23 protein-coding genes and 2 riboswitches are annotated in these 26,299 nt (G+C 32.8%); of the genes, 21 read left to right on the forward strand and 2 right to left on the reverse strand.

What is annotated here, in order from left to right:
- The coding region (groEL, locus tag QWC74_RS03775; protein ID WP_288993917.1) for a chaperonin GroEL at positions 1-816 on the forward strand (816 nt) is incomplete at its 5' end.
- Between the two features lie 101 nt (positions 817-917).
- Entirely contained in the window at positions 918-1,268 is a 351-nt protein-coding gene (gene acpS / locus QWC74_RS03780; protein WP_006783497.1) for a holo-ACP synthase, read from the forward strand.
- A gap of 35 nt (positions 1,269-1,303) precedes the next feature.
- On the opposite strand, the gene QWC74_RS03785 is transcribed toward acpS, so the two are convergent.
- On the reverse strand, positions 1,304-1,504 hold the full coding sequence (locus QWC74_RS03785) for a DUF378 domain-containing protein (protein ID WP_006783496.1): 201 nt from the start codon (positions 1,502-1,504) through the stop codon (positions 1,304-1,306).
- A gap of 132 nt (positions 1,505-1,636) precedes the next feature.
- Here QWC74_RS03785 and QWC74_RS03790 point away from each other — a divergent pair, with 132 nt between their 5' ends.
- A complete protein-coding gene (locus QWC74_RS03790) occupies positions 1,637-2,635 on the forward strand; it encodes an outer membrane lipoprotein carrier protein LolA (RefSeq protein ID WP_006783495.1) in 999 nt (332 codons plus the stop codon).
- A 37-nt stretch (positions 2,636-2,672) separates the two neighbouring features.
- On the opposite strand, the gene QWC74_RS03795 is transcribed toward QWC74_RS03790, so the two are convergent.
- The gene (locus tag QWC74_RS03795) at positions 2,673-2,999 is read right to left on the reverse strand and encodes a hypothetical protein (RefSeq protein WP_006783494.1); all 327 of its coding nucleotides are present in this window, start codon (positions 2,997-2,999) and stop codon (positions 2,673-2,675) included.
- Positions 3,000-3,133: 134 nt separating this feature from the next.
- Here QWC74_RS03795 and QWC74_RS03800 point away from each other — a divergent pair, with 134 nt between their 5' ends.
- The 18 genes from QWC74_RS03800 to QWC74_RS03885 form a co-directional block, all read left to right on the forward strand.
- Positions 3,134-3,814, forward strand: a complete 681-nt coding sequence (locus QWC74_RS03800) for a response regulator transcription factor (protein WP_006783493.1) — start codon at positions 3,134-3,136, stop codon at positions 3,812-3,814.
- A gap of 2 nt (positions 3,815-3,816) precedes the next feature.
- Positions 3,817-5,217 carry a cell wall metabolism sensor histidine kinase WalK gene (locus QWC74_RS03805; RefSeq protein WP_006783492.1) on the forward strand — a complete coding sequence of 467 codons (1,401 nt, stop codon included), beginning with the start codon at positions 3,817-3,819 and terminating at the stop codon, positions 5,215-5,217.
- Positions 5,218-5,372: 155 nt separating this feature from the next.
- On the forward strand, positions 5,373-6,530 hold the full coding sequence (locus tag QWC74_RS03810) for a pyridoxal phosphate-dependent aminotransferase (RefSeq protein WP_006783491.1): 1,158 nt from the start codon (positions 5,373-5,375) through the stop codon (positions 6,528-6,530).
- A gap of 127 nt (positions 6,531-6,657) precedes the next feature.
- A complete protein-coding gene (locus QWC74_RS03815) occupies positions 6,658-8,562 on the forward strand; it encodes an N-acetylmuramoyl-L-alanine amidase (protein ID WP_081448209.1) in 1,905 nt (634 codons plus the stop codon).
- Positions 8,563-8,859: 297 nt separating this feature from the next.
- On the forward strand, positions 8,860-10,005 hold the full coding sequence (locus QWC74_RS03820; RefSeq protein WP_006783489.1) for a glycosyltransferase: 1,146 nt from the start codon (positions 8,860-8,862) through the stop codon (positions 10,003-10,005).
- Entirely contained in the window at positions 9,986-10,804 is an 819-nt protein-coding gene (locus QWC74_RS03825; RefSeq protein WP_006783488.1) for a RecX family transcriptional regulator, read from the forward strand. The genes QWC74_RS03820 and QWC74_RS03825 overlap by 20 nt, the downstream gene beginning before the upstream one ends.
- 45 nt (positions 10,805-10,849) lie before the next feature.
- A complete protein-coding gene (locus tag QWC74_RS03830; protein WP_006783487.1) occupies positions 10,850-11,557 on the forward strand; it encodes a GntR family transcriptional regulator in 708 nt (235 codons plus the stop codon).
- A gap of 68 nt (positions 11,558-11,625) precedes the next feature.
- Positions 11,626-11,741, forward strand: a riboswitch (FMN riboswitch).
- Positions 11,742-11,947: 206 nt separating this feature from the next.
- The gene (locus QWC74_RS03835) at positions 11,948-12,574 is read left to right on the forward strand and encodes an ECF transporter S component (protein ID WP_009606160.1); all 627 of its coding nucleotides are present in this window, start codon (positions 11,948-11,950) and stop codon (positions 12,572-12,574) included.
- A gap of 82 nt (positions 12,575-12,656) precedes the next feature.
- Entirely contained in the window at positions 12,657-13,835 is a 1,179-nt protein-coding gene (locus tag QWC74_RS03840) for an extracellular solute-binding protein (protein ID WP_006783485.1), read from the forward strand.
- A 170-nt stretch (positions 13,836-14,005) separates the two neighbouring features.
- Positions 14,006-15,646: an alpha-glucosidase gene (locus QWC74_RS03845; RefSeq protein ID WP_006783484.1), complete on the forward strand. Its 1,641-nt coding sequence runs from the start codon at positions 14,006-14,008 to the stop codon at positions 15,644-15,646.
- Between the two features lie 338 nt (positions 15,647-15,984).
- Positions 15,985-17,403 carry a peptidoglycan DD-metalloendopeptidase family protein gene (locus QWC74_RS03850; protein ID WP_229059753.1) on the forward strand — a complete coding sequence of 473 codons (1,419 nt, stop codon included), beginning with the start codon at positions 15,985-15,987 and terminating at the stop codon, positions 17,401-17,403.
- A gap of 249 nt (positions 17,404-17,652) precedes the next feature.
- Entirely contained in the window at positions 17,653-18,921 is a 1,269-nt protein-coding gene (locus QWC74_RS03855) for a hemolysin family protein (protein WP_006783482.1), read from the forward strand.
- An 82-nt stretch (positions 18,922-19,003) separates the two neighbouring features.
- The gene (locus QWC74_RS03860) at positions 19,004-20,473 is read left to right on the forward strand and encodes a glycosyltransferase family 39 protein (protein WP_006783481.1); all 1,470 of its coding nucleotides are present in this window, start codon (positions 19,004-19,006) and stop codon (positions 20,471-20,473) included.
- A 54-nt stretch (positions 20,474-20,527) separates the two neighbouring features.
- Positions 20,528-21,478, forward strand: a complete 951-nt coding sequence (locus QWC74_RS03865; RefSeq protein ID WP_006783480.1) for a glycosyltransferase family 2 protein — start codon at positions 20,528-20,530, stop codon at positions 21,476-21,478.
- A gap of 66 nt (positions 21,479-21,544) precedes the next feature.
- The gene (locus tag QWC74_RS03870; RefSeq protein WP_006783479.1) at positions 21,545-22,726 is read left to right on the forward strand and encodes a DNA recombination protein RmuC; all 1,182 of its coding nucleotides are present in this window, start codon (positions 21,545-21,547) and stop codon (positions 22,724-22,726) included.
- A gap of 77 nt (positions 22,727-22,803) precedes the next feature.
- Positions 22,804-22,904, forward strand: a riboswitch (SAM riboswitch).
- A 341-nt stretch (positions 22,905-23,245) separates the two neighbouring features.
- On the forward strand, positions 23,246-24,436 hold the full coding sequence (gene metK, locus QWC74_RS03875) for a methionine adenosyltransferase (protein ID WP_006783478.1): 1,191 nt from the start codon (positions 23,246-23,248) through the stop codon (positions 24,434-24,436).
- A gap of 122 nt (positions 24,437-24,558) precedes the next feature.
- Positions 24,559-25,449: a diacylglycerol kinase family protein gene (locus QWC74_RS03880; RefSeq protein ID WP_039930589.1), complete on the forward strand. Its 891-nt coding sequence runs from the start codon at positions 24,559-24,561 to the stop codon at positions 25,447-25,449.
- Positions 25,450-25,608: 159 nt separating this feature from the next.
- Positions 25,609-26,299 (forward strand): hypothetical protein (locus QWC74_RS03885; RefSeq protein WP_288993918.1); only part of this gene is annotated, 691 nt, incomplete at its 3' end.

The following is a 26,299-nucleotide window of genomic DNA, read 5'->3' on the forward strand; positions in this document are numbered from 1 at the left end:
ACATTTAATGTTGTAGCGATTAAAGCTCCTGGATTTGGAGATCGTCGTAAACGTATGCTTGAAGATATTTCAATTTTAACGGGTGCAGAGTTAATCACTGAAGAGCTAGGATTAGAGTTAAAAAATACAACTCTTGATCAATGTGGTCATGCAGGACGTGTTATTGTAACAAAAGATCATACAACGATGGTTGAAGGTGCCGGATCACAAATTGATATTCAAGCTCGTATTGCTCAAATTCGTGCAGAACTTGAAAATACAACGTCTGAATTTGATCGTGAAAAATTACAAGAACGTTTAGCAAAACTTTGCGGTGGAGTTGCGGTTATTAAAGTAGGTGCTGCAACTGAAACAGAATTGAAAGAGCGTAAATTACGTATCGAAGATGCGTTAAATGCAACACGTGCAGCGGTTCAAGAAGGAATTGTTGCTGGTGGTGGAACAGCCTATATGAATATTTATAATGAAGTAGCTCGAATTGATGCTAAAGGTGATGAAGCGACAGGAGTTAAAATTGTTTTAAAGGCATTAGAAGCTCCAGTACGCCAAATTGCTGAAAATGCAGGAATCGATGGATCAGTTATTGTGTATCGATTAAAAGAATTAGAAACTGGATTTGGATATAATGCGGCAACTGATGAGTTTGTTGATATGTTCAAAGCTGGAATTGTTGACCCAACAAAAGTAACACGTTCAGCACTTCAAAATGCGGCAAGTATTTCTGCTTCATTCTTAACAGCAGAAGCTGCAGTTGTTGAAATTGAAAAGCCACAGGCCGCACCTGCAATGCCTGAAATGGGTGGAATGCCATACTAATTATTTAGCTTTATAAAAGAGAGAATCAATTGTTTGATTCTCTCTTTTTGTATAAAGTTAACATGAGGTATAATAAAAGAAAAATACAGGGAGGATCTGAAATGTTGAAAGGAATTGGAACAGATATTGTTGAGATTAATCGTATCAGTTCTTTAAATCATAAAGAAAGATTTGTTAAAAAGTTACTAAGCAATGATGAGTATCAACTATTTTTAAATTTTAAATCTGAGAAAAGACAACATGAGTTTTTAGCCGGACGCTGGGCAGTAAAAGAAGCGTTATATAAGGCTCTTGGAACTTACTGTGATGGCAAATCATATACTGAGTTTAGTATTTTAAATGATGAAAATGGAAAACCATATTTAGATAAGCCTCAGTTAGAAGACATTCATTTGAGTTTAAGTCATTGCGAACAATATGCAGTGGCATTTGTTGTTGTAGAATCAAATTAAAACCAGTTGCCTATCAGTGCAACTGGTTTTAATTATTAGTCATTTCTACTAGAGAAGAGTAGAGCAATATTTATAAGTCCTGCGATTCCAACTAATCCATAAATAACTCTTGAAATAATTGCTGTTTGCCCACCAAATAAGTAAGCAACTAAATCAAATTCAAAAAATCCAATTAGTCCCCAATTTATTGCACCAATAATTGTTAGAACTAATGCAATACGCTGAATAATAGCCATCTTCGATGCTCCTTTCGTTTTGAATATTATTAGTATTTAATTAATATGGTAGTTTTATGTATTAGAAAGCATAAATTAAATATCGAATTCATATTATTTATTGAAATGAACTTAATAAAGAGGTGGATAGCGATGAAGAAATTATGTTTAGTGTTCGCAGTAATGCTTACCGTGCTATTAGCAGGATGCGGAGAAATGTCACAGCAAGACGTCGTAGATAAGTTAACAAGTAATCTCGACGATGCGAAGTCTTATTATGCAACTGGGGTTATGGAAGTTGATAATAATGGACAAATGTATCAATACAACGTAGAAGTGGCTTACCAACAACCAAATTACTACAAAGTAACATTGAAAAATGAAACAACTAACAATGAACAAATCATCTTAAAAAATGACGATGGAGTTTATGTTTTAACACCAGCGTTAAACAAACAATTTAAATTCCAAAGTGATTGGCCATTATCAAGTTCACAAGTGTATTTATATCAATCATTATTATCAGATATCTTAAATGATACTGAAACTTCATTCTTATCTGAAGACGATTGCTATACATTTGAGACAGTAGCTAATTATCATGGAAATCGTGATTTAACAACACAAAAAGTGGTGTTTGATAAAAAATCATTAACACCAACTGAAGTGTATGTGATGGATGCGGAGGGAACACCACGCGTTTCAATGAAATTTACATCATTCAAATTTAATGAGGATTTAGCTGATGGATATTTTGATTGTCAACAAACAATGGAGTATTCTCAAGAAACAATGGGCGAAGGTGTAATTAACACATTAACAGGTGAATTGTATCCTTCATATTTACCAGAGGGAACAACTCTTTCAAATAAACAATCAATTGAAACTGAAATGGGTGAACGTATTATTATGACGTTCGATGGAGATAAAGACTTCACAATGATTCAAGAACCAGCTTCTTATTCAGAAACTGGTAATCTTGAAACAGTGGCAGGAGAGCCTGTTTTAATTAACGGAACAATTGGAGCTTTAAGCGACAATTCAATTACTTGGGTTGATCGTGGAGTAGAGTTTTTCTTAGTTTCTGAAACATTAGAAGAAGATGAATTAGTATCTGTTGCTTCTTCTATGACTAGTTATTTTGAAAAATAAGAGTTAAAAGAAGGACTGCCTAGGCAGTCCTTTTAAATTAATTAAATAAGTTTGAGAGATAGTTAATTAAATCGAATTGAAACAAGTCGTTCTTTTCAATAATTTTACAATTTGGAAAATCAGTTTGCAAGGCTTTAATATAATCATCATCTTTTTCTGATATGACGATTTCACATGTATTGTTAACAGAATGAGATGTCATTTCGGTTGAATAAGAATTAGAATAAATTTGATTTTGCTGATGACTATTTATTTTTAAATCTTTTGAGTGCAGTTGATAGAATATGATGCAAATAAAAAGGATACTACTAATAGATAAGATATAGCCAAGTATCTTTTTAATTGGATATTGATTGTTTTTCATGTTGAATACTCCATTCTGAAAAAAAGCTATATATTATATTAATAAAAAAAACTATGTTTTTCGTGTGTACAAAATGTATTCATTTATGTTAAATTTTAAATAGATTATTTTGTTCACTATTGGAGAGTGTTGAGATGAGTATTAGATATAAAGTATTAGTAGCAGAAGATGAAGTGAAAATTAGAGAGATTTTAGTTGATTTTTTAGGCGATTATTTTGAAGTAATTGAAGCGAAAGATGGGGAGGAAGCTTTACGTTTATTTCATTCACAACAAATTGACTTAGCATTATTAGATTTAATGATGCCAGGAAAAGATGGCTTTTCAGTATTAAAAGAGATTAGATCGGTTTCTAAGGTTCCAATTATGATTTTAACAGCACGTTCAAGTGTTGAAGATCAAGTGAAGGGTTATGATTTAAAAGTTGATGATTATATTACTAAGCCTTTTGAAAATAAAATTTTATTAGCAAAAATTAATCGATTATTGGCTCGTACGAATGAGGAAGATGAAGTAACAACTTATGAGTTAGCTTTTGATGGACTTGTCGTTAATAAGTTATCACGTACAGTACGTATCGATAATGAGTTAATTGATTTTAGACCAAAAGAATTTGATTTACTTGTCTTTTTAATTGAAAATCATCGTATTGCACTAGATCGCGATCGCATTTTAGATGCGGTATGGGGGATTGATTATTTTGGCGATACTCGTGTAGTCGATACACATATTAAAAAAATTCGTAAAAAACTAGGAAATTACGCACGATATATTCATACTGTTTTTGGGGTTGGATATAAGTTTGAGGTGATCTAGTTTTGCGTTTAGCGACTAAAATCTTTTTATTATTATTCGGATTATTTTTTGCGACGATTAGCTTAGATATTGCGGCTCAATATTATTTTTATGATTTTGCTTATCCAAGTTATAAACAAAATCAGATTTATCAGTTGGTTTATGAAATTAAAGAAGATATGCTAAATATTGATTTTTATTCGCCGGAGTTTATTTCATATTTAAATGATGTGAAGGATAATCATTTAGTAGAGTATGATATTTATAGTCCGACGACGACTCAACTGAATTTAGATCGATTAGCTGAGAATGATATTTTCTTTGAATCTTCTAGAGTTGAGAATGTGACGTCATTTCATTATTATACGACGGTAACGTTTAAAGAAGGTCAACAATTGATTTTAAAGTTTACCTATTCATTACAAGTTTTAGGTGAGATGTTAGCCGTTTTTACAAACTATTATATTTTTATTTTTATGATTTTAGCAATTTTAGTTTTAGTATTTGCGATTTGGTTAACAGAGCATATTACAAAGCCATTATTGCATATGAAGCGGGTTACAACGAATATTGCGAATATCGATTTTTCTGAGAAGTGTCAGGTTAGTTCTGATGATGAGTTAAAGGATTTAGCAACAAATATTAATGTGATGAGTGATAATCTTCATAATACGTTAAGTGAGTTAAAGGCAGCTAATGAAAGACTAAAGGATGATATTGCAAGAGAACGTGAATTTGAGCAGATGCGATCTAATTTCTTTGCGACGATTTCACATGAATTAAAGACGCCGTTGACGATTATTAAGGGGATTGCGAATCGCGTTAAATCAAAGCCTTTGACTAAAGATGAGATGACCGTTCAGGTTGATTCGATTATTGAAGAAGTCGATCGTATGACGATGATGGTTCAGGATACGCTTAACTATATGCGAATGGAATCGAAGCCGGATGAGTTAGATTTAAGTAGTTTTAATTTGAAGATGTTGGTGGAGCATGTTCATAAGAAGATGAGTCATTTAGCTGAGGAGAAGCATTTAAATGTGTTGACTGATTTAGATGATGTTTATGTTGAGGCAGATTCTGATCAGATTATGACCGTTGTAATGAATCTTTATTCGAATGCAATTCGGTATACTTCTTCTGATGAGGCGATTTATATAACGATTGAGCGTTATGATAAAACGGCACGTTTTGAAATTGAGAATACAGGGATTTTTATTCCTGAAAATGAGTTAGATTTAATTTGGGAGCCATTTTATCGTTTAGAAAAGTCTCGTAATCGTGATAGTGGTGGAACAGGACTTGGATTATTGATTGTGAGTAAGATTTTAGAGTTGCATCAAAGTAATTACGGCGTGATCAATACGGAGCGGGGAGTTAAATTCTATTTTGAATTAAATATTGATCCTGATTTTGATGAATAATGAATCTAAAATTGATGCTCAGTTTGAGTCTTAAATTTCATATCAAGTTTGTATAATGTAGTTAACATTTTAAAAAAATAGTCATGAGCATGAGCTTATGACTATTTTTTGTTTTTGAGTCATATAGTTTAGTTATAGAGGAGGGAGATAAATCAATGAAGATGAGAGTAAATAAAAGGTTGAATACGGTCCATCCTTCGATTATCAGGGAAATGAAGAATTTAGCAGATTCCTATGATGATGTCGTTGATTTTACACTTGGGGAGCCTCATTTATTTCATGAGACGTATGAGTTAATCCGCAAGGATTTACATCGTCGTTTGTTAAAAGATTCGTTAGGGTATGCGAATTTTTTTGGAGTTCCTGAGTTGAAAGAAGCACTGTTAGCATATTGTAAGGAAAAATTTCATCAAGAGTATACGATGGATGAAATGATTATTACAAACGGTGTTTCAGAATCGATTAGTGCTGTTTTGAAGGTTATTCTTGAGGAGGGGGATGAGGTAATAGTTTTTAATCCCTCATTTGTACTTTATCAAAGTAATACTGAGATGAATGGTGGTACAGTTGTTCCTTACGATATGTTATCAACAAGTATGAGAATTGAAAAAGAGAAGTTATTAAGTTTGATCACAGATAAGACGAAGGCTATCATTTTAAATTCGCCTTGTAATCCAACAGGAAAGTTGATGACTGAATCAGATTTGGCATGTATTTATGAGTGCATTAAAGATAGACCGATTTTTGTGATTTCTGATGAGATTTATAGAGAGCTTTTGTTTGATAATCAAGAGTATCCATCTATTAGTCAATATCATGATTTGCGTAATCGATTGTTTGTGATGAATGGTTTATCGAAGTCTTTTGCGATGACGGGGTGGCGAGTTGGGTATGTGATGGGACCGCGTCACTATATGAAATTAGTTGGGTTGGTACATCATAATATGGTAGCATCGGTTAGCACGGTTTCTCAGTATGGGGCTATCGAGGCTTTAAAGCATCCGGAGATTTTGGATAATATTAGGTCTTATTATAAGAGAAATCGTGATTATGCATATGAGAATCTGAAGCCTTATTTTAAGAATATTGTGAGACCTGATGGAGCTTTTTATTTGTATTTAGATGCGAGTGAGTATGGATTGTCTTCAAAGGAGTTTGCGATTAAATTATTAGAAAATGAAAAGGTGGCACTTGTTCCAGGAATCGCATTTGAGGTAGAGGATTCTGGCTATGTTCGTTTATCTTATTGTTGTGATTATAATGTTTTGAAAGAAGGGATAAGAAGAATTCAAAATTTTAGAAATATCTTGTAAAAACACGTATGATTTCCTTTTTTGTGATAAAATATTGTCGGACTTCATTTGATTAGGTAAGATTATTGATTTTTAGAAAACACTAATTGAAGTAAAAAAAGAGATTGTATTTGAAAGAGTGAAGAGAATGACAAATTATCAATATAGAGGAAATACATATAGAAAGAAGAGAGTAGTAAAGCGAAGAAGAATTAATAAAGTACGTTTTAGTATTTTTATTTTAATTTGTTTATTTCTTATTTTGAGTTTATTCTTTGGGATAAAAGCTTTGTTAACAGATAAGGTACCGGTTCAGTTCGCGATAACAAATGATTTAAATGAGGAAGTAGGAGCTAGTTCATTTAATTTAACGATGAGTTGGGAAGCATTAGATGTAGAGCAATATAAAGATATTGTTATTAAAGTCAATGATGAAGTGTATCAGTTAGATTCAAGTCAAACGACATTTGAAGTTGAACTTGGGCAACCTGAAACAGCATATCATATTGAGTTTAAAGCAAAGAAAAAAGGGCTAGCCTTTTCGAATACATTGAAAAAGACGATTACAACACAAAAAGATAATCAACGATTTACTCAATCGATTGAAAATTTTTTGATGGATGACAATGGGCTGACGTTTGATCATGTTTTAAATCAACAAGAACTAAAAAGTTTAAATTTAAAATCATTAAGCTATCAATTAATTTCTTCTAAAGAAGAAGTGTTAGAATCGTTTATTCCAAAGGAAATGAATAAAGAAGGGGATACGCTTCGTATTAAAGTTGAGATTCCAATTGTATCTTTAGAGGAATATCATGCTTTATCTCTTGTTTTTAGTGGGGAACAATCAGGGGTTATTTTTACATCAACTGTTCAAGATGAAGATGCTAAAACAACACTGAATCATTCAACTCAGGGTGCCTTAACGCCAACATTTGAAGGGAAAGATTTAATCCTAATTAATGAGCAATTAGAGCATTATGATTATGTTGAGCATAACTTTTATGCAGAGTCATTACATGTTAAGGTGAATACGCCAGCTGAAACGATTGAAACTTATCAATTAGTTAATCATGAAGGTATAGAAGTTGTTAATGAAAAGTATGAAAGTGAGACAAATAAAGGAATTCAGTTAGCAAATTTAGAAGCAGGGCGATATTATTTATATTTTAATAATGAACCGATTTATACACATGACAAAGTGTTTGATGAATGGTATACGATTCAAAGAGATGGCATTGCAAAGCATATCGAAGTTAAGACGTACCAAGGAAGGCTAGCTATTGATGTGAAAGATGTGACTGAGTTACCAGAGGATGTCTATGATATTTTAATAGATCCAGGGCATGGTGGATTGGATACAGGAACAGCATTCAATAATTTATTAGAAGCAGAAGAAGTACTTAAAATTGCAAACTATATTACGTCTCGTTTAGAAGATCATGGATTGAAAGTTAAGATGACGAGAACGGAAGATCTAGATCCAGCTGGAAAAGGAAACTTTGATTATAATGAATCTCCTTATTATGAAGAGGGGCGAGTTGAACAGGCGTATCAATACCAACCTAAATACATGATTTCAAATCATTTAAATTCTTATGATAAATCATTGGAAGGGTTTGAAGTTTATACGCCAGTTTCTGCGACCAATGAATGGGGAGAACTTGTAGCTTCTGCTTTAACTGCAGCAGGTCAGGGTCCACGAGATTCAGAAAAAAGTGAGTTTAGAGTGTCAGAGGGATCTTATAAAAAGTACTATTTATGTAAAGATTCTGACTATGTAACGACATATGGTTGCCAAAATGATTATATGGATTATTTATATATTATTCGTGAAACAGGTGGAAAAGCGACACAAGCTTCTACTTTATTAAAGTATAATGATAATTATAAAGCTATTCCAAACTATGGTCCTGAAACCATGTTAATTGAATATGCTTATATCGATAATGTGAAAGATAGCAATGAATGGAAGGCTAATTATGAGAAGTGGGGAGAAGCTGTGGTTAAAGCGACACTCCAATATTTAAATGTCCCATACAAATCAAAATAATAAAAAGGGGACCTTTAGATACTGGAGGTCCCCTTTTTATCAAGTTAGTACTGAATAAAAATAGGATAATCAAATGATAATTGATTATAGATTAATAAAGATTAATACGTTCTTAAATATTGAGATGGTTTTATTTTCTGAACTAGTTTAAAACTTAAAAATTCTTAAGAAAAAAGAGTTTTTATGTCTAAGAGTGGTAAGCTAAAGGAACAATATAGATACAACTATTAATTTGTGCTATTATATTGATTAGTCTTTCAACTTTAATATTACCTAAATAAAGAAGGAGAGGGAAAAATGACTCGTTCAACGAAAGTATTAATATTAACAGCTCCGTTTGGAAGTGGGCATTTACAAGTTTCTAGCGCTCTAACTGAAGAGTTTATGAAACATGAAAATGTAATTGTAGAGGAATATGATTTATATTCTGAAGAATTTCCGACTTTATCAAAAACTTTACAAAAGGCGTATTTAAAAACATATAAACCAATTGGAAAAGATCTTTATCGTATGTTATATTACGGTTCAAGCTATGCTATTCATGATTCAATTCATGCTAAAATTTTAAAACCTTATTTAGAATTCGGAATTCGCTCACTTCGCAATAAGATTAATTCGTTTAAACCTGATGCTATTATCAGTGTGTTTCCGGTAACGTCTTTATACACACTTGAAGAAAAGGGATTTAAAATTCCCATTTACACAGTTATTACTGATTATTATGCTAGCGGATTATGGTTGTATAAAGGGGCTCGTCGTCATTATGTTGCAAGTAATAAAATGGTTGCTTGGGGCGTTGCAAATGGACTTTCTCAAAACCAATTCATGTTAACAGGAATACCAATCAATTCTAAATTTTATAAAAAACATCCTAAATCTGAAATCTATGAAAAATATCAGTTAGATCCTAATAAACGAACGGTTGTCGTTTCTGCTGGAGCATACGGTGTTGTTTCTCATGTTGATGAGATTGCCACTCGTTTAGCATCACAACCGGAGATCCAAGTTGTAGTGGTTTGTGGAAACAATCATAAAATGTATGAGAAAATGATGGAAGTTAAAGCCAGTTACGCTAACTTACAAGTGTTAGGATATTGTAAAGAGATGAATGAACTCTTAGATATCGCTGATTTAATGGTGACTAAGCCGGGAGGTATTTCATTAACTGAAGCCGCGGTAAAGTCAGTCCCGGTTATTTTATATAATCCTGTTTATGGGCAAGAACTTGAAAATGCCCGTTATTTTGAAGAAAAAGGAGCATCTGTCATCGTTTCAAGTGAATCTGAGTTAATTTATCATGTACTCATTATTTTAAATGAAGAGGGAATGCTTGAAGAAATGAAACAGAATATTAACCAATTATCACGTCCTTATTCTGCTAAGAATATTGTAGAAGATGTGTTAAAAGATAGTGAAGAATATTATGAACAACAAGTGTTATAAAGTTTTAAAGCTTGAGCATTTAAAAGGATTAGACTATGAAGTTACGATTTTAGATGAATCAGGATTAACTCAAGTTTTAGCGGTTCATGAAGAGATTGTTTTAAAATATCGATTAGTAGCGGGAAAGGAATTAGATGAAGCGATTTATGAAGAGCTTCAATCGAAATTAGATTTAGGACGTGCTTATCAGTACGCCTTAAATCTTTTAAGTCGTAAATCTTATACCACTGCAGAAATTTATCAAAAACTAGAACTTAAAGAATATGAATCTTTAATGATTAAAGAGGTACTGGAGCGTTTAACGAACGTTGGATTATTAAATGATGAACAGTATGCTATATCTTATATTTCGCACCATTCGATTATGGGGAAAAAGGGTCCAGCTGGTATTTCTCAGGATCTATTGAAAAAAGGAGTTTCCTCTCGTTTAATTGACAAGCATTTGAAATTATATGATGATGACACTCAGCTTGAAAATGCAATGAAATTAGCAAATCAGGTGCTTAAAACTAATACGAAATATGGTCCACATTTTATAAAGCAAAAAGTATCTCAGCATTTAATGAATAAAGGATTTAGTCGCTTTGTGATTGAGAAGGCGATTAATCAGATTGAATTTGAAGATGAAGACTCAGATCAACGCATTTTAGTTAAAGAAATGGAAAAGTTATTTAGAAGACATCAGGCATTAAGCGGTTATGATAAGAAAGTTAAAATTGTAAATGCCCTGATGCGTAAGGGATTTAACTATGATGATATTTCGAGTAGTTATCAACAATTAATTCAACAAGAAGAGTAAGGAGACTTTTTAATAGTCTCCTTTATTTGGTAAGAGGGATGAGTTATGGCACAACCAGCATATTTAAAGGTTAAACTACTTATTGAAGAAGAAATTAAATCATTGGTACCGAATGCAATGATTCAATCAGAACGAGATTTAGCAATGAAGTATGATGTTTCACGTATGACAGCACGAAAAGCAATTGAGGAATTAATTAAGGAAGGAAAGCTTTATCGTAAGGAAAAAGTGGGAACTTTTGTAGCAGATAATAAATTACATGAGCCTGTAGCAGAGCTTGTTGGATTTACATCAGAGATTATTAGTAAGGGAATGAAGCCACATACTAAAGTTGTTGATTATGATATTATAATTGCAGATGAACGTATTGCTCATCACTTAGAAATCAAAGTTGGGGATAAGGTGCATAGTTTGTTAAGATTGCGTATGGCAGATGATAGACCCATGACTTTAGAACATAACTATATTCCATTATCAGTGATTAAGGAGTTACCTCGCTCCGTGATTCATCGTTCGATTTATGCGTATTTAGATCAGGAGTTGAATGTTAAGATTGCGTCAGGAACACAAATGGTAACAGCGATTAAAGCTGATGAGTTGGTAGCGGGGTTACTTGAAGTTCCGTTAAATGATCCATTGATTTATATGGAGTTGACGTCTGTTTTGATGAATGGGCAGGTTTTAGAGTTCGTTGAAACGTATGCGAATCCACAAAATTATAAGGTCATGATTCACTCTAGAAGAAAATGGTAGGTTTTGGTGCGTCTGACTTGACAGTTTTAATGGAGTGGGCTACAATAAGCGTGTAAATTAAAAAACTAATAAATCTTCGAGGCAGGGTGAGAGTCCCTACCGGCGGTATTAGCCCGCAAGCCGAAAGGTTGATCTGGTGTGATTCCAGAGCCGACAGTGAAAGTCTGGATGGGAGAAGATTCGTTTTTGATATACTCTTTTTTAGAGATATCTCACGAAGATTTATTACGTGAGATCTTTTTTATTTTTATAGCTATTTTGAATAGGGATTAATAAATACTATTAATAGAAATTTGTTTTAGTAATAGAATTAATACTTATCTAAGGTACAACTATATTTTAAAAAGGATTTTACGAATATTTACAAATCTATCTTTAGGAGGAGAGTATATGAAAAACTCAAACAGTATTTTTAAGAACACAAAAAATTTAGTTTTACTTGGCGTTTTAGCGGCATTAGGTGCGATCTTAATGTTTATTGAAATTCCATATCCACCGGTACCATTTTTAAAGTTTGATCTAAGTGAATTAGTCGTTTTATTAACAGTTGAAATTTTTGGTTTATGGCCAGCCATTTTATTAGCAGCGATTAAGTCTTTAGTTCATGTGATGATAATGGGGCTTACGACTCCATATGGAATTGGTGTGATTACAGCATTTATTGCTTCAACAACGATTGCTTGTTTATATGTATTAGTTAAAAAGTATATCGATGGGGCAAGCTTCATGAAGAAAGCTCTTCGCTTTTTCTTAGTGATTGCAGGATTTAGTGCGGTTTTAACAATTTGTAACTACTTCTTTATTACGCCAATTTATTTCGGGAATTTCTGGTTTACACAGATTAGAGAGTGGACAACGTTAAGTTCATTTATTCCGGGGTTATCATTTGATTTAGGATACGGTGCAGCGATTGCATTTGTTTATATTCCATTTAATGCTTTAAAAGGATTATTAGTTTTAACGGTATATGAGATTATTGCGCCACGTTTAACTTCAGCGCTTAAAAAGATTAAATAAATTGTAAACTCCGAGGGGAAGTCTTTAGACTTCCCCTTTTTTTTGATATAATTAGATTAAATGGAAAACAAAGGGTGATTGGGTGAAAAAGTTTATCTATATTGTTTTTTTTATTATGGTTTCAGTGGGTTTATATCAAAATATTAATCGTTTAGATTTATTAGAAGAAGATATTTTAAGAGTTTGGGTAAGTAGTGATGAGTTTAAAGTCTTAAGTAAATTAAATGAGCAATTTGAAGAGAAGTACGGAGTGAAGATTGAGATGAAAATTATGACCTCTGAACAAGTCGTTTCTAATCTTCCATTATATGTTGGAACTCCTGATTATCCGGATGTAATTACGTTATCCCATACCTTAATTTCTCAGTTGGTTCAAATGAATGCATTGAGTCCAATTAGTGATATTTTTGAGGAATTAAATATTTTACCTGCTGTTAAATCAGGCTTTAAATTTAAAGGGGAGTATTATGGGGTACCTTATAATGCGGATACGGATATTTTATTTTATGATAAGTCGAAATTTCCAGAGGGTTTAAGCGCATTTAATGCGTTAGACGATTATTCAGATGTATCGTTAGTTATTGATTATCAAGATATTTATCATATAACACCATTTGTGACTGGTTTTGGGGGATATACGGTTGGGATTGATAATTTTGGAGATACGAATTTTTATGATATTGGATTAAACAAAGAGGAATCTATTTTAGGCTTATCGATGATGTTACAACTATTAGAGCCAAGTGCATTTTATAATAATGAAGGGGATATTTACAAATCATTCCTTAATAGTAAAGCCAATTTAATGATTGCACCCGCTAAGTTAGTTAATTCACTAAGTGAAAGTTATGATAATTTAGGATATCAAGCAATTCCTAATTTTAAAGAAGATGTTTTACCATATACGTATATGAAGATTGATACGTATCAATTAACGAAATATAGTCAAAATAAAGATTTAGCAAAAGAGTATTTTAGATTTTTATTAAGTGTTGATGTAGCTACTGCTCGTTATGAATATAACCGTTCCATTGCACCGGTTGATTATGAAGTCCCAATTTCACAGGATGAGTATTATACGGTTGTAAAAAAACAGTTGCATCGATCTTTACCACTGCCGAATCAGTCTGAATTTAATTATTTATATTTACCTTACAAAGAAGCCGCTAAGGAATTTGTATCAATGCCCGATCAAATTCAATCTATTTTAGATACAGCAGTTAGACAAATTGATGATCAAATTGAAAGCATCTTAAAATAGTTATGGCTTATTAGTCATCTCTTGTTTACAGGAGGTGGCTTTTTTAAAAATCTGAGATCAATAAGTAAACGGTTTTACAATTCTTTTTAATTGAGTTTTTAAATGGCAGTATCTATAATAAAGTTAGAAATTGAATCGTTTCGATAAGGAATGAATTTCAGGGAGGAATTATGATGGAGAAAAAGTGGTGGCATAAATCAGTTGTTTATCAAATCTATCCAAGAAGCTTTAAAGATACAAGTGGAAATGGAGTAGGGGATTTAAGAGGAATTATTGAAAAATTAGATTACTTAAAAGAATTAGGAATTGACGTGATTTGGTTATCACCGGTTTATAAATCTCCAATGGATGATAATGGATATGATATTTCTGATTATCAAGATATTGCTCCTGAATTTGGGACAATGGCAGATATGGATGAGTTGATTAAAGAAGCGAATGCTCGTGGAATCCGTATTGTTATGGATTTAGTAGTGAATCATACTTCAGATGAGCATCCATGGTTTTTAGAAGCTAAAAAATCAAAAGATAATCCATATCGTGATTATTATATCTGGCGAGATCCTGCAGAAGATGGCGGAGTTCCGAATGATTTAGGTTCGACTTTCTCGGGGCCTGCATGGAATTATGATGAAACAACAGGTCAGTATTATTTCCATTTATTTAGTAAGCGTCAACCAGATTTAAACTGGGAAAACCCTAAAGTACAAGAAGAAGTTCATAAGATGATGAATTTCTGGTTAGAAAAAGGAATCGGTGGATTCCGTATGGATGTAATTGATTTAATTGGTAAAGAGGTAGATAAAAAAATTACAGGAAATGGACCTCGTCTACATCCATTATTACAAGAAATGAATAAAGCATCATTCGGAAACTACGATGTTTTAACGGTAGGAGAAACATGGGGTGCAACACCTGAAATTGCAAAACTATATTCAGATCCAAAACGTCATGAGTTATCAATGGTTTTCCAATTTGAACATGCTTCAATCGATTGGCATCCTCAAGAAGGAAAATGGCGTCCAACTCAATTTGATTTCCTTAAATTTAAACAAATTTTAAGTAAATGGCAGACATCACTTGATGGAGAAGGATGGAATTCATTATTCTGGAACAATCATGATTTACCTCGTATTGTTTCTCGTTGGGGAAATGATAAAGAGTACCGTGTTGAAACAGCTAAAATGTTTGCTTCAATCCTACATTTAATGCAAGGAACACCATACGTATATCAAGGTGAAGAAATTGGGATGACAAATGTTCATTTTGAAAAATTAGAACAATATAATGATATTGAAACTTTACAATTCTATCGTGATAATATCAAAAAAGGTTATACACATGAAGAAATGATGGATGCAATTTGGAAAAATGGACGTGATAATGCCCGTACACCAATGCAATGGGATAACTCAGTAAATGCAGGTTTCACAAACGCTACGCCATGGTTAGAATTAAATCCAAACTATACGGAAATTAACGTGAAAGATGCGTTAGAAAATAAAGATTCGATTTTCCATCACTATAAAAAATTAATTAATTTACGTAAAAATACTGAATTTAGCGATGTTATTGTTTACGGTAAATATGAATTATTACTTCCAGAAGATGAGCATATTTTTGCTTATATTCGTGAAAATGAAGATAAAAAATTATTATTAGTAGCGAACTTTAGCGAAGAGACAGTAACACGTTCATTTGATGGAGAAGTGAAACAAATTATCCTATCAAACTACAAAGAATTTGATTATCAATTATCTTCTTTAGAATTAAGACCATATGAAACTGTTATTTTTGAATTATCAAAATAATTAAAATTTTTCAAAGAACCTCTATTTTTAGCAAAAATAGAGGTTTTTTTTGTATTTTCTGCTTAAAAACACAATGAAGAAAACGGATACATAAGTAAGAGATAATAAAGTTTTAAAAATGATGTATTTCTGTAGAAAAATAGTATATTTTCTGATAAAATGTTTGATTTATAATAAAAAAGCAGGGTTTTTCACATTTAGAACACAAGTTGGACATATCTATATGAAACAATTGAATAGAACTTAAGAGAGAAGTTGAATAAAATTTTAAAAATATACTAAGTCACCAAGACGTAGGGAACTTTGTTAGAGTTTAACAAAGTATGGAGGTCGTAATGATGAAGAAAAAATTAGTTGGGGCAGTTATTGCAACGATGATGTTTGCAAACAGTCAGCAGCAGGTAACACATGCTCAAACGGTAACCCCAAATAATCAACATGTAGTTTATCGAATTTATATAAATGATGAAGTTGTTGGATTAATCAACAATAAAGAAGAATATGATACTTTCATTGAAAATCATATGAAAGAATTATTACAACAATATCCAGATCAAGTCATCTATGCACCGACGAATGTTCGTGTGGAGGAAGAAGTAACTTTATTACCAGTTGATTCAATTGATAATCAAGCTGTCTTATCACAAGTAGCAGAAAAAGCGGATTTTAAAACGTCAACAAATGTTGTGACAATTGGAGAGCAAAAGTTTGCGGTAAAAGATACAGCTGTTGTTGAATCAACATTAATGGATTTAATGAAGTATTATACAGGCACTGAAAATTTAGCTAAAATTATGGATACAGAAAATCCAATTCAAGCTTTATCAGAGACGGGATCTCAATATATTGGAGCTAAAGTTGTAGAACCTGTTAAAGTTGAATCAAGTTATGCAGCACCTGATGAGGTGTTAACAACTGACCAAATGCGTCGTATGATGTTATATGGTCAAAAGGAGCCACAACAGACTGTCACATTTGGAGAGGATTCGTCTCTTTGGTATATTGCTCGTGATTATGGTTTAACAGAGGAAGAGCTTATCCTATTAAACCCTCAGGTGGAAGGTTTAAAATGGGGTGAGTTATTAGGAATGGAGTTAGATGTAACACCATTAAATCCAATCATCCATGTTCAAACGGAACAAGAGAAAGTTAATGTTGCACCAATTTCTTATGAAACAGAATATATTGATGATGAGACGATGTTAAAAGGACAAACTAAGGTGACACAAACGGGTCAAAATGGTGAGTTTTTAACGCGTACCAAAGTCGAATATGTGAATGGTGAGCAAACAAATTCAACAGTGGTTGAAGAAACTCAACTTTCAGAACCAGTTAAAGAGGTCATTATTCGAGGAACAAAGGTTGTCTCAGGAGTAGGAACTGGAAACTGGGTATGGCCAACGACATCACGTAACGTAACATGTGGTTATTTATGTTATAGCGGACATTATGCAATTGATATTTCTGCTAGTACAGGGCAATCTGTTTATGCAGCTGATAATGGAGTTGTTGTGAGTGCAAGTTATAATGCAGCTTATGGAAATGTCATTCTAATAAATCATAAAAATGGTTATTATACACGTTATGCTCACTTAAATTCTATGAATGTTAAGGCTGGAGATATTGTGGAAGCTGGTCAATTAATTGGTGGAGCTGGAAACACTGGAAATTCGACAGGAACTCACTTACATTTTGAGATTCGTACGAATACAGGAAGCCAACCAAGTTATGCGCCAAATCCTTTAGATTTTTATTAATTATTTTTTGAAAAAGCATGAAAACTCTAAGTGTCTACCATAATAAAGTAGATGTTTAGAGTTTTTTTATAGCAAATTTATAAGAATGCTATGTATTTAAAATGTCGATTAATGATAAAAAAATAGAAGATTTAAATGTGTGGAAACTGTATAAACAAATCGAGAATATTGACAAATACAAATGAAATTGATATAGTATTCTACATAAAAAAATTACATAATTATGAAATTATAGGAGTGTGAATTATTTTGGACCCGTCCATGTATTATTTAATACTTGTTGGTATGATTATTTTATCAGCATTTTTTAGTGCCTCAGAAACTGCTTTTTCGAGTGTAAATTTGATTCGTTTACGTCAGTATGCCGATGAAGGAAGACCAGGTGCTAAAAAAGCATTAAATGTAGCTGAGCGTTTTGATGAAGTATTACTCGCTATTTTAATTGGAAATAACGTTGTTAATTTAGCATCGGCATCGATTGCAACTATTGTAGCAACCGATTTATTAGGCGCGTCAGGCGCTGCAGTTGCAACAGGAGTTATGACGATTCTAATTATTATTTTTGGTGAGATTTTACCTAAATCTTATGCTAAGGAAAATGCTGAACGATTCTCATTAGCGATTGGTTCGACTTACTATACTTTAATTATTATCTTGAAGCCTGTTATTAAGCTTTTTATGATTTTAAAAGATTTTGTAGCTAAGTTATACACAAAGCAAGAGGAAGAACCATCTGTGACTGAAGATGAGTTGAACGTAATCATTGATACAATGGAGGAAGAGGGTGTATTACAGCAAGATGAAGTTGAGATGCTTCAAAGTGTTCTTGATTTAAGTGAAACTTTTGTTAAGGATATTATGACGCCTCGAGTAGATGTCACAGCTGTAAGTATTCATGATTCCAATGAAGATATAAAAAATGTTTTTCTAGAAGAGAAATATTCGCGCATTCCTGTTTACGAGGAATCGCGGGACAATATTATAGGGATTTTATATCAACGTGATTTATTTGCTGAAATTATTGAAAAAGGTTCAGTTGAAGATATAAATATTGTAGATATTATGAGAGACCCAATGTATGTTTCTTATACGATGCGTGTATCAGATTTATTAACTCGATTACAATTTGAAAAACAACACATTGCAATTGTTGCGGATGAATATGGTGGAACAGCTGGACTCGTGACTATGGAAGATGTTTTAGAAGAAGTGGTTGGGGAAATTTATGATGAACATGATGAAGAAGAACAATTAGTTACGAAAAAAAGTGATACTTTATATGAGGCGAAAGCTGATATTGATTTAGATGAATTATTTGATATTATGGATATAGATTTAGATATTCCAGAAGATGCTTATTCTCTAGGAAGTTGGATGTATTCAAAGATTGAGGATATTCCCGATATCGGCGATATGTATCAGTATCATCACTTAGTTTTCACGATTATTGAAGTTGAAGATCGCCGTATTAAAAAAGTAAAAATAGAAGTTTTACCGGAAGTTGAAAAAGAAGAATAAACAGAAAAAAACCCTTGGTTAATATGAATGAACCAAGGGTTTTTATGTGAAAATAAGGGTAGGTAATAAAAAGGAGATTTTTATGAATATTTCTGGTATAAAGTTAGGATTAATGACATTATTTAATGTTATATTTGTCATTGTTTTTGGGTACATTTTATTAAATACAAGCATATTTCCATTTAAAATATTTAAAATAATGAATCCTGTCGTGATTTTACTCGGAGTCATTATTGTATTAAGTGGCTTATACTTTTTAAATAAAAGACTTGAAAAGTGTAATGAGAAAAGATTAATGGTTATATCAATAGGGAGTTTTATTATTTTAATTATATTACAGTTTTTCTTTGCACGTTATTTTACAGTTAATCCAACATGGGATTTTGGAAAAGTGTATGATGAGGCGTATGATTTATCGATTCAGTTTCGACAAATAGATCAGTATTTTTATTTCTACTGCCCTAATAACCTTCCAATCTTGTTATTAGTAACAGGGTTGTTTAAGATATTTAGGTTTATGGGATTTACTGATCTGTTAAAGCCGTTAATAGTGGTGAATTTAAGTATTGTATTTTTATCGGTATGGATTATGTATTTGTTTATTAAAGAAATGTATGGCTTACAACGAGCTACTTTATTTAGCATTTTATCTATTTTAATTACACCATTTTATACATATACTACTATTGTGTACACCGATACCTTAGGCATGATTTTACCTATTTTATCACTTTATTTGTATGCAAAGATTTATCGTTCTCCTAAAAAAGAAATAGGATTGTTAGTAACTTTAGGATTAGTACTAGGTCTTGGAGGCCTTTTGAAGACGCATGCTTTAGTTGTTTTGGTGGCTATTTTAATTCATTATTTCTTAACGAGAAAAGACGGATTCATTAGATTAAGTGCACCGCTCATTTTAATGGTATTAGTGACGATGATGAGTTATAAACTCGCCATAAAACCGTTGATTCCTGTTGCATCGAGTGAAGTAGGATTTCCAAAGACACATTGGGTGATGATGGGACTTAAAGGATTAGGTGGATATGATGATGAGGATACGAATATGACGCGATTTTTAAAAGATAGTGGTTGGTCAAATGATGAGATTCAAGCACAACACATTCGTCTAATGAAGGAACGATTAGAAGCTTTTGGAGTGGGTGGATTTATCAACCATTTGAATTCTAAGTTAAATTTTACGTGGTCAGATGGAACATATTTTGCTCCAGAGAAATTAAAGCGTGAGCCAATTGTTACAAATAATTATCAAGATTATATTTTTGGGGATAAAAACCTACCATACTTATATTTAAGTCAAATGGTTCATGTTGTAATTTTATTTTTAATGTGGTTAAGTAGTATCCGTATTTTAAAAGATAAACTATGTTTTGAAAGTGTTATGACGATATCGGTATTTGGAGTGATGTTATTTCTATTAATTTGGGAAACTCGCTCTAGGTATCTAATGATTTATTTACCGGTCTTTGTTGTATTAGCCAGTTATGGATTTGGTGAGTTTACACAGATGATTCAAAAAATAAAGCGTCAATAAATTTGTAAATTTATGATATAATTAAGTATCAAATTATTTTAGGTGGTGGACTTAATGGGGAAGCTGATTTCCATTATTGTACCGTGTTACAATGAACAAGAAACAGTTGAACGTTTTTATGAAGAAATTATAAAAGTAACGAATGAAATTAATGGATATGAATTTGAATTTGTTTATGTGAATGATGGTTCAAAAGATCAGACAGTCCCATTAATTAAAGCGTTGCGTGAAAAAGATGAGCGTGTTTGCTTAATTGATTTTTCTCGTAACTTTGGAAAAGAAGCAGCGATGCTTGCAGGAATGGAATATGCTCGTGGAGAAGCCGTCGTTATTATGGATGTTGATTTACAGGATCCACCGGAGCTTTTACCTAAAATGGTTAAGCTTTACGAAGATGGATATGAAAATATTTATACACGACGTCGTAATCGTGATGGAGAGCCACCTATTCGTAGTTTCTTTGCCAATATGTTTTATAAAGTGATTAATCGCATGAGTGACGTTGAAATCATTGACGGAGCTCGTGATTATCGTTTGTTAAGTCGTCGTGCAGTTGATGATTTAATTAGTTTAAAAGAGTCAAATCGTTTCTCAAAAGGATTATTCCAATGGGTTGGATATCAATCGATTTGTCTAGAGTTTGATCACGTTGAACGTGTTGCGGGTGAAACAAAGTGGAGTTTCATGAAACTTGTTAACTATGCAATTGAAGGAATCACAGCATTTTCAAATGCGCCTCTTCGTTTTGCAACTTATACAGGAGTTTTAGTGGCGTTTGTGGCATTTGCATATTTACTATACATTTTCTTTAATACAGCGATCAATGGAAACCCAACGGCAGGTTGGTCATCAATGGTTTGTATCATGTTATTCTTAGGAGGAGTACAGTTAATCTTCTTAGGAGTCATTGGAGAGTATATTGGTCGCATTTATAATGAGGTTAAGGGACGTCCTAATTATATTGTGAAAGATTATTTTGGTGAGAAAAAAGAACTTGAAGATTAATTCTTCAAGTTCTTTTCTTTTATATGGTAAAATAATGTTAATAAATGGGTGAAGTGAGGGATATTAGTGACGGTAGTTTATATTTTATTAATTGTGGTTATTTTTTTATTACTGTTAATTTTAATCAGACAAAATTTATATACAAGAAGTCGTCAAAATCCACAGTTAGATTTGCAGGTGAAACAATTGCTTGAGGAGCAACAACGAATGGAGAAGCGACTTCAGGATGCTAATTTTCAGTTAAGTGGGAGTTTTAATCAGGCGAATGAGCGAGTGCTTGAGCGTTATGGACAGTTTGAGCGGGTGATGCGAGATCAATTGAATCAGCATACGTCTTTGGTGAATCAACAATTACAGAGTGATTTTTCGAAGTTAAATGAACGGATTGAGTTTAATTTGCTGCGTATTAATGATAAGGTAAATGAGAGGCTAGATCAGTCATTTAATAAGACGAATGAGACATTTCAAAATATTTTGGTTCGTTTAGCAAAGATTGATGAAGCACAGAAAAAGATTGAAAGTTTATCAACGGACATTGTATCACTACAAAATCTGTTATCAGATAAAAAAAGTCGAGGAACGTTTGGTGAGGTGCAACTTTATCAAATTATGGCAGCTGTTTTCGGTGAAAAGAATGATCGTATTTATGAAACTCAGTATAAGTTATCAAATGGAACTATTGTAGATGCCATGCTTCATGCTCCACTTCCAATGGGGGATTTACCGATTGACTCGAAGTTTCCACTTGAAAATTATCAACGTATGATGGATCGAACTTTAGGGGAGGTAGAGCGTCAACTAGCAGAGAAACAGTTCAAACAAGATGTTAAGAAACATATTGATGATATTTTCAATAAATATGTGACACCGCAGGAAACTTCAGATCAGGCTGTGATGTTTTTACCAGCAGAGGCAATTTTTGCTGAGATTAATGCCTATCACCCAGATTTAGTAGCTTATTCGCAACGTAAAAGAGTATGGCTTGTGTCACCTACAACTTTTATGTCAACACTGACAACGATTCAAGTGATTTTAAATAATTTAGAACGGGATCAACATGCTTTAATTATTCAACAGGAGTTGAATAAATTAGGGGATGAATTCAAGCGTTATAAAGAGCGATGGGATAAGTTGAGTAAGCATATTGATAGTGTGTCGAAAGATGTTAAAGAAATCCATATTACAACTGAGAAAATTGGGACTCGCTTCGATGCTATTTCAAATGTTGAACTTGATTTTACAGAATAAGTCGCTAATATTTGACAAATAAATAAAAAGGCTTTATAATAGATAAGAATTAAATTTAATAAAATTACAATAATATACTCTTATTAAGAGCGATGGAGGCATAGGGGCCTATGAAGTCGCGGCAACCTCTGAAATTGAAAGGTGCCGACCCAAGCGAGTTTAACTCGAGCAATAAGAGGGTTTGAATCTACCTATTCAAGTCCGCTTATAGCGGGCTTTTTTTGTTAGCTCATCTTTCCGGCTTTGTCGGAATAGATGAACTATACATCTGCGTTTTTTGCAGATGTTATCCATTAGTGCTATTAGTGTGTATTCACTGTATTTGTGAATACACATAAAATCTATAATTAGACAAACTTTACATCGCGAAGGCGATGTAACAACCATTGTTAGAATATAATTTAGTGGAAAATAGGATTAGATTCAAGTTAATTGCAAAAATTAACGGCCCGAAGCATGATTTTATATCTAAAGCTTAATAATATAGAGTATTAATGTGAATTGAAGGAGGATATTATAGTGTCAGAACGTCGTTTATTTACATCAGAATCAGTAACAGAAGGTCATCCAGATAAAATTGCTGATCAGATTTCAGATTCAATTTTAGATGCGATCTTAGCCAAAGATCCAATGGCACGTGTTGCTTGTGAAACATCGGTAACAACTGGATTAGTGTTAGTGTTTGGGGAAATTACAACGTCTTCGTATGTTGATATTCAAAAAACAGTCCGTGAAACAATTCGTCAAATTGGTTATGATCGTGCAAAATATGGATTTGACGCAGATACATGTGCTGTGTTAACTGCAATTGACGAACAATCGGCTGATATTGCGATGGGTGTTGACCAAGCGTTAGAAGCTCGTACTGGTTCAATGAGTGATGAAGAAATCGAAGCAATCGGAGCAGGAGACCAAGGTTTAATGTTCGGGTTTGCTACAAATGAAACAGAAGAATTTATGCCATTACCAATCTCGTTAGCTCATAAATTAGCACGTCGTTTAACTGAAGTTCGTAAAAATGGAACATTAGACTATTTACGTCCAGATGGAAAAACTCAAGTAACAGTTGAATATGATGAAGCTTTAAAACCAGTAGCTATTGATACTGTATTATTATCGACTCAACATTCACCAGAAGTAACTCATGAGCAAATCGAAGCAGATATCAAAAAATATGTATTTGATGAAGTATTACCACAAGAATTAGTAACTGAAAATACTCGTTATTTAGTTAATCCAACAGGACGTTTTGTAATCGGTGGACCTCATGGAGATGCAGGATTAACAGGACGTAAAATTATTGTTGATACTTACGGAGGATATGCCCGTCATGGTGGTGGAGCATTCTCAGGTAAAGATGCAACAAAAGTAGACCGCTCTGCTGCATATGCTGCACGTTATGTGGCGAAGAACTTAGTTGCTGCAGGGTATGCAGATAAAATTGAGATTCAATTATCATATGCAATTGGAGTCGCACAGCCTACTTCAATTATGGTTGATACATTCGGTACAGGGAAAACTACGAATGCTAAAATCGTCGAAGTAATTCGTCAAAACTTTGATTTACGCCCAGCGGGAATCATTCAAATGTTAGATTTAAGACGCCCAATCTATAAACAAACAGCTGCATATGGACATTTCGGACGTACTGATGTAGATTTACCATGGGAACGCTTAGATAAAGTAGAAGCGTTAAAAGCTTCACTTTAATATTAAATAGATGTATAATAATAGCCTGATTTTTTTACAAAAAATCAGGTTTTTATTATGTGAGAGAGTGCTATAATATACTATGCTATAAAACTTTAAATTTTTGAAAGGAAGTGCCTAGTGTGCTAAAAAAACTGTTACTTATAATCAATCCGACGTCAGGTCGTGGGATGATCAAGGATTACCTTTTATCGATTGTCACTCAGTTTAGTTTAGCTGGATATGAAGTGACAGTTTATCCAACGAAAGCTAAGCATGATGCTGTGAGTAAAATGAAAGTCGCTCGAAGTTATGATTTGGTTATCGCAAGTGGTGGGGATGGAACGTTGAACGAAGTAATCACTGGCTTAATTGAAGCAAATGGGAATACTCCGATTGGTTATATTCCAACAGGGACAACTAATGATTTTGCATCAACACTTGGTATTCCTAAAAATGTTCCAAAAGCACTTGAACTCTGTTTAAATGGGAAACCAATGCCAATTGATATCGGGATGTTTAATGAGCGTTATTTTATGTATGTTGCTGCATTTGGGGCTTTTACAGACGTAGCTTATGAAACACCACAACCGCGCAAAAATATGCTCGGGGGACTTGCTTATTTAATTGAAGGATTAATGAAACTTCCAACGATTCAATCTTATCAGTGTAAAATTTATCATCGTGAGGGTTTTATTGAGGGAGATTATATTTTTGGAATGATTTCAAATTCGGATTCTGTAGCAGGGATTAAAAATGCATTTGGAAATCAAGCGGATTTAAATGATGGACTATTTGAGGTAACATTAATTCGAGCTCCTAAAAATTTGATTGATATTCATCGTATTTTAACCGACTTTTTAAATCGAACATATGATCCTGAATACGTGGTAACATTTAAAACAGATCGAATTACAGTTGAGAGTGAACAGGACGTGAAATGGACGCTTGATGGTGAAGATGGTGGAAGTATGAAACATGCTACCATTAAAAGTCTTCAACGACGTGTTCAGATTTTAAGTAAAGGTGAATAAAAAAAGAATTCAAGTATACTTGAATTCTTTTTTTATTACTAAATTTCTTATTATATACAAAAGAGTGTCAAAATATTCTTTTTATCTATGTTTTAATGACAAAAATGTATAAATTATTTATAATTAAAGGAGCTATGTATTGGAGAAGGAGTTGTGAAAATGAATCGAAAGCGGAGCAAGAAGGAAGTCTTAAAGGGAACATTAGCAATCGGATTATTAATAAATCAGTTTAGTAGCTTTGGGGCGATTGTTAATGCTACGGTATATGAGTCAGAAGTAGAAAATAATTCAGATATTGTTCAAGAATCAATTGATTCAAGTCAAGACGATCTACCAGATTTAGATGGAAACTTATCTAATGAAAGTACTGAAAATGAAGAGATTCAGAATCCGGGGGACGGTTTACCTGAAGAAATTCCAAATGACGAAGAATTCGGAGAAACTGAAGATGTAGAATTAGAGATTCCTAAAGTAGAAGAAGATTTAGATAGCGCTGATGGATCAGAAGAAAGCAAGAGTCCAGAAGAGCAAATTGAGGAAGAATTACTTGAAGAAACTGCTTCAATTAATTTAGAAGATGATGGTTTATTCTCCATTGAAAGTCGAAGTTCTGGAAGTGGATTAGTTCAGCTATGGCAAGTTGTTCCTGATGGACAGCAATCAAAAGAAGGTAAGACTACTTCAGAAATTATGAAGGCATTACAATGTAAGCCCAATCATAATTTATATCCATCTGGTGGACAATCTGAACATAATACATATGTAAACTCTTGTTATGTAGATGATGCGTTATATTTAGGAGAAGATACGAATTATTATTATATTTATTTATCTGGATATGAAGGGAAGG

Source organism: uncultured Turicibacter sp. (assembly GCF_938044715.1).
GTDB classification, from domain to species: Bacteria; Bacillota_I; Bacilli_A; order MOL361; family Turicibacteraceae; genus Turicibacter; species Turicibacter sanguinis.

What these genes read in the sequence shown, in the direction of transcription:
- acpS (WP_006783497.1), top strand. Translation starts at nt 918, where the DNA reads ATGTTGAAAGGAATTGGAACAGATATTGTTGAGATTAATCGTATCAGT.
- QWC74_RS03785 (WP_006783496.1), bottom strand. Translation starts at nt 1,504, where the DNA reads ATGGCTATTATTCAGCGTATTGCATTAGTTCTAACAATTATTGGTGCA.
- QWC74_RS03790 (WP_006783495.1), top strand. Translation starts at nt 1,637, where the DNA reads ATGAAGAAATTATGTTTAGTGTTCGCAGTAATGCTTACCGTGCTATTA.
- QWC74_RS03795 (WP_006783494.1), bottom strand. Translation starts at nt 2,999, where the DNA reads ATGAAAAACAATCAATATCCAATTAAAAAGATACTTGGCTATATCTTA.
- QWC74_RS03800 (WP_006783493.1), top strand. Translation starts at nt 3,134, where the DNA reads ATGAGTATTAGATATAAAGTATTAGTAGCAGAAGATGAAGTGAAAATT.
- QWC74_RS03810 (WP_006783491.1), top strand. Translation starts at nt 5,373, where the DNA reads ATGAAGATGAGAGTAAATAAAAGGTTGAATACGGTCCATCCTTCGATT.
- QWC74_RS03815 (WP_081448209.1), top strand. Translation starts at nt 6,658, where the DNA reads ATGACAAATTATCAATATAGAGGAAATACATATAGAAAGAAGAGAGTA.
- QWC74_RS03820 (WP_006783489.1), top strand. Translation starts at nt 8,860, where the DNA reads ATGACTCGTTCAACGAAAGTATTAATATTAACAGCTCCGTTTGGAAGT.
- QWC74_RS03825 (WP_006783488.1), top strand. Translation starts at nt 9,986, where the DNA reads ATGAACAACAAGTGTTATAAAGTTTTAAAGCTTGAGCATTTAAAAGGA.
- QWC74_RS03830 (WP_006783487.1), top strand. Translation starts at nt 10,850, where the DNA reads ATGGCACAACCAGCATATTTAAAGGTTAAACTACTTATTGAAGAAGAA.
- QWC74_RS03835 (WP_009606160.1), top strand. Translation starts at nt 11,948, where the DNA reads ATGAAAAACTCAAACAGTATTTTTAAGAACACAAAAAATTTAGTTTTA.
- QWC74_RS03845 (WP_006783484.1), top strand. Translation starts at nt 14,006, where the DNA reads ATGATGGAGAAAAAGTGGTGGCATAAATCAGTTGTTTATCAAATCTAT.
- QWC74_RS03850 (WP_229059753.1), top strand. Translation starts at nt 15,985, where the DNA reads ATGAAGAAAAAATTAGTTGGGGCAGTTATTGCAACGATGATGTTTGCA.
- QWC74_RS03860 (WP_006783481.1), top strand. Translation starts at nt 19,004, where the DNA reads ATGAATATTTCTGGTATAAAGTTAGGATTAATGACATTATTTAATGTT.
- QWC74_RS03865 (WP_006783480.1), top strand. Translation starts at nt 20,528, where the DNA reads ATGGGGAAGCTGATTTCCATTATTGTACCGTGTTACAATGAACAAGAA.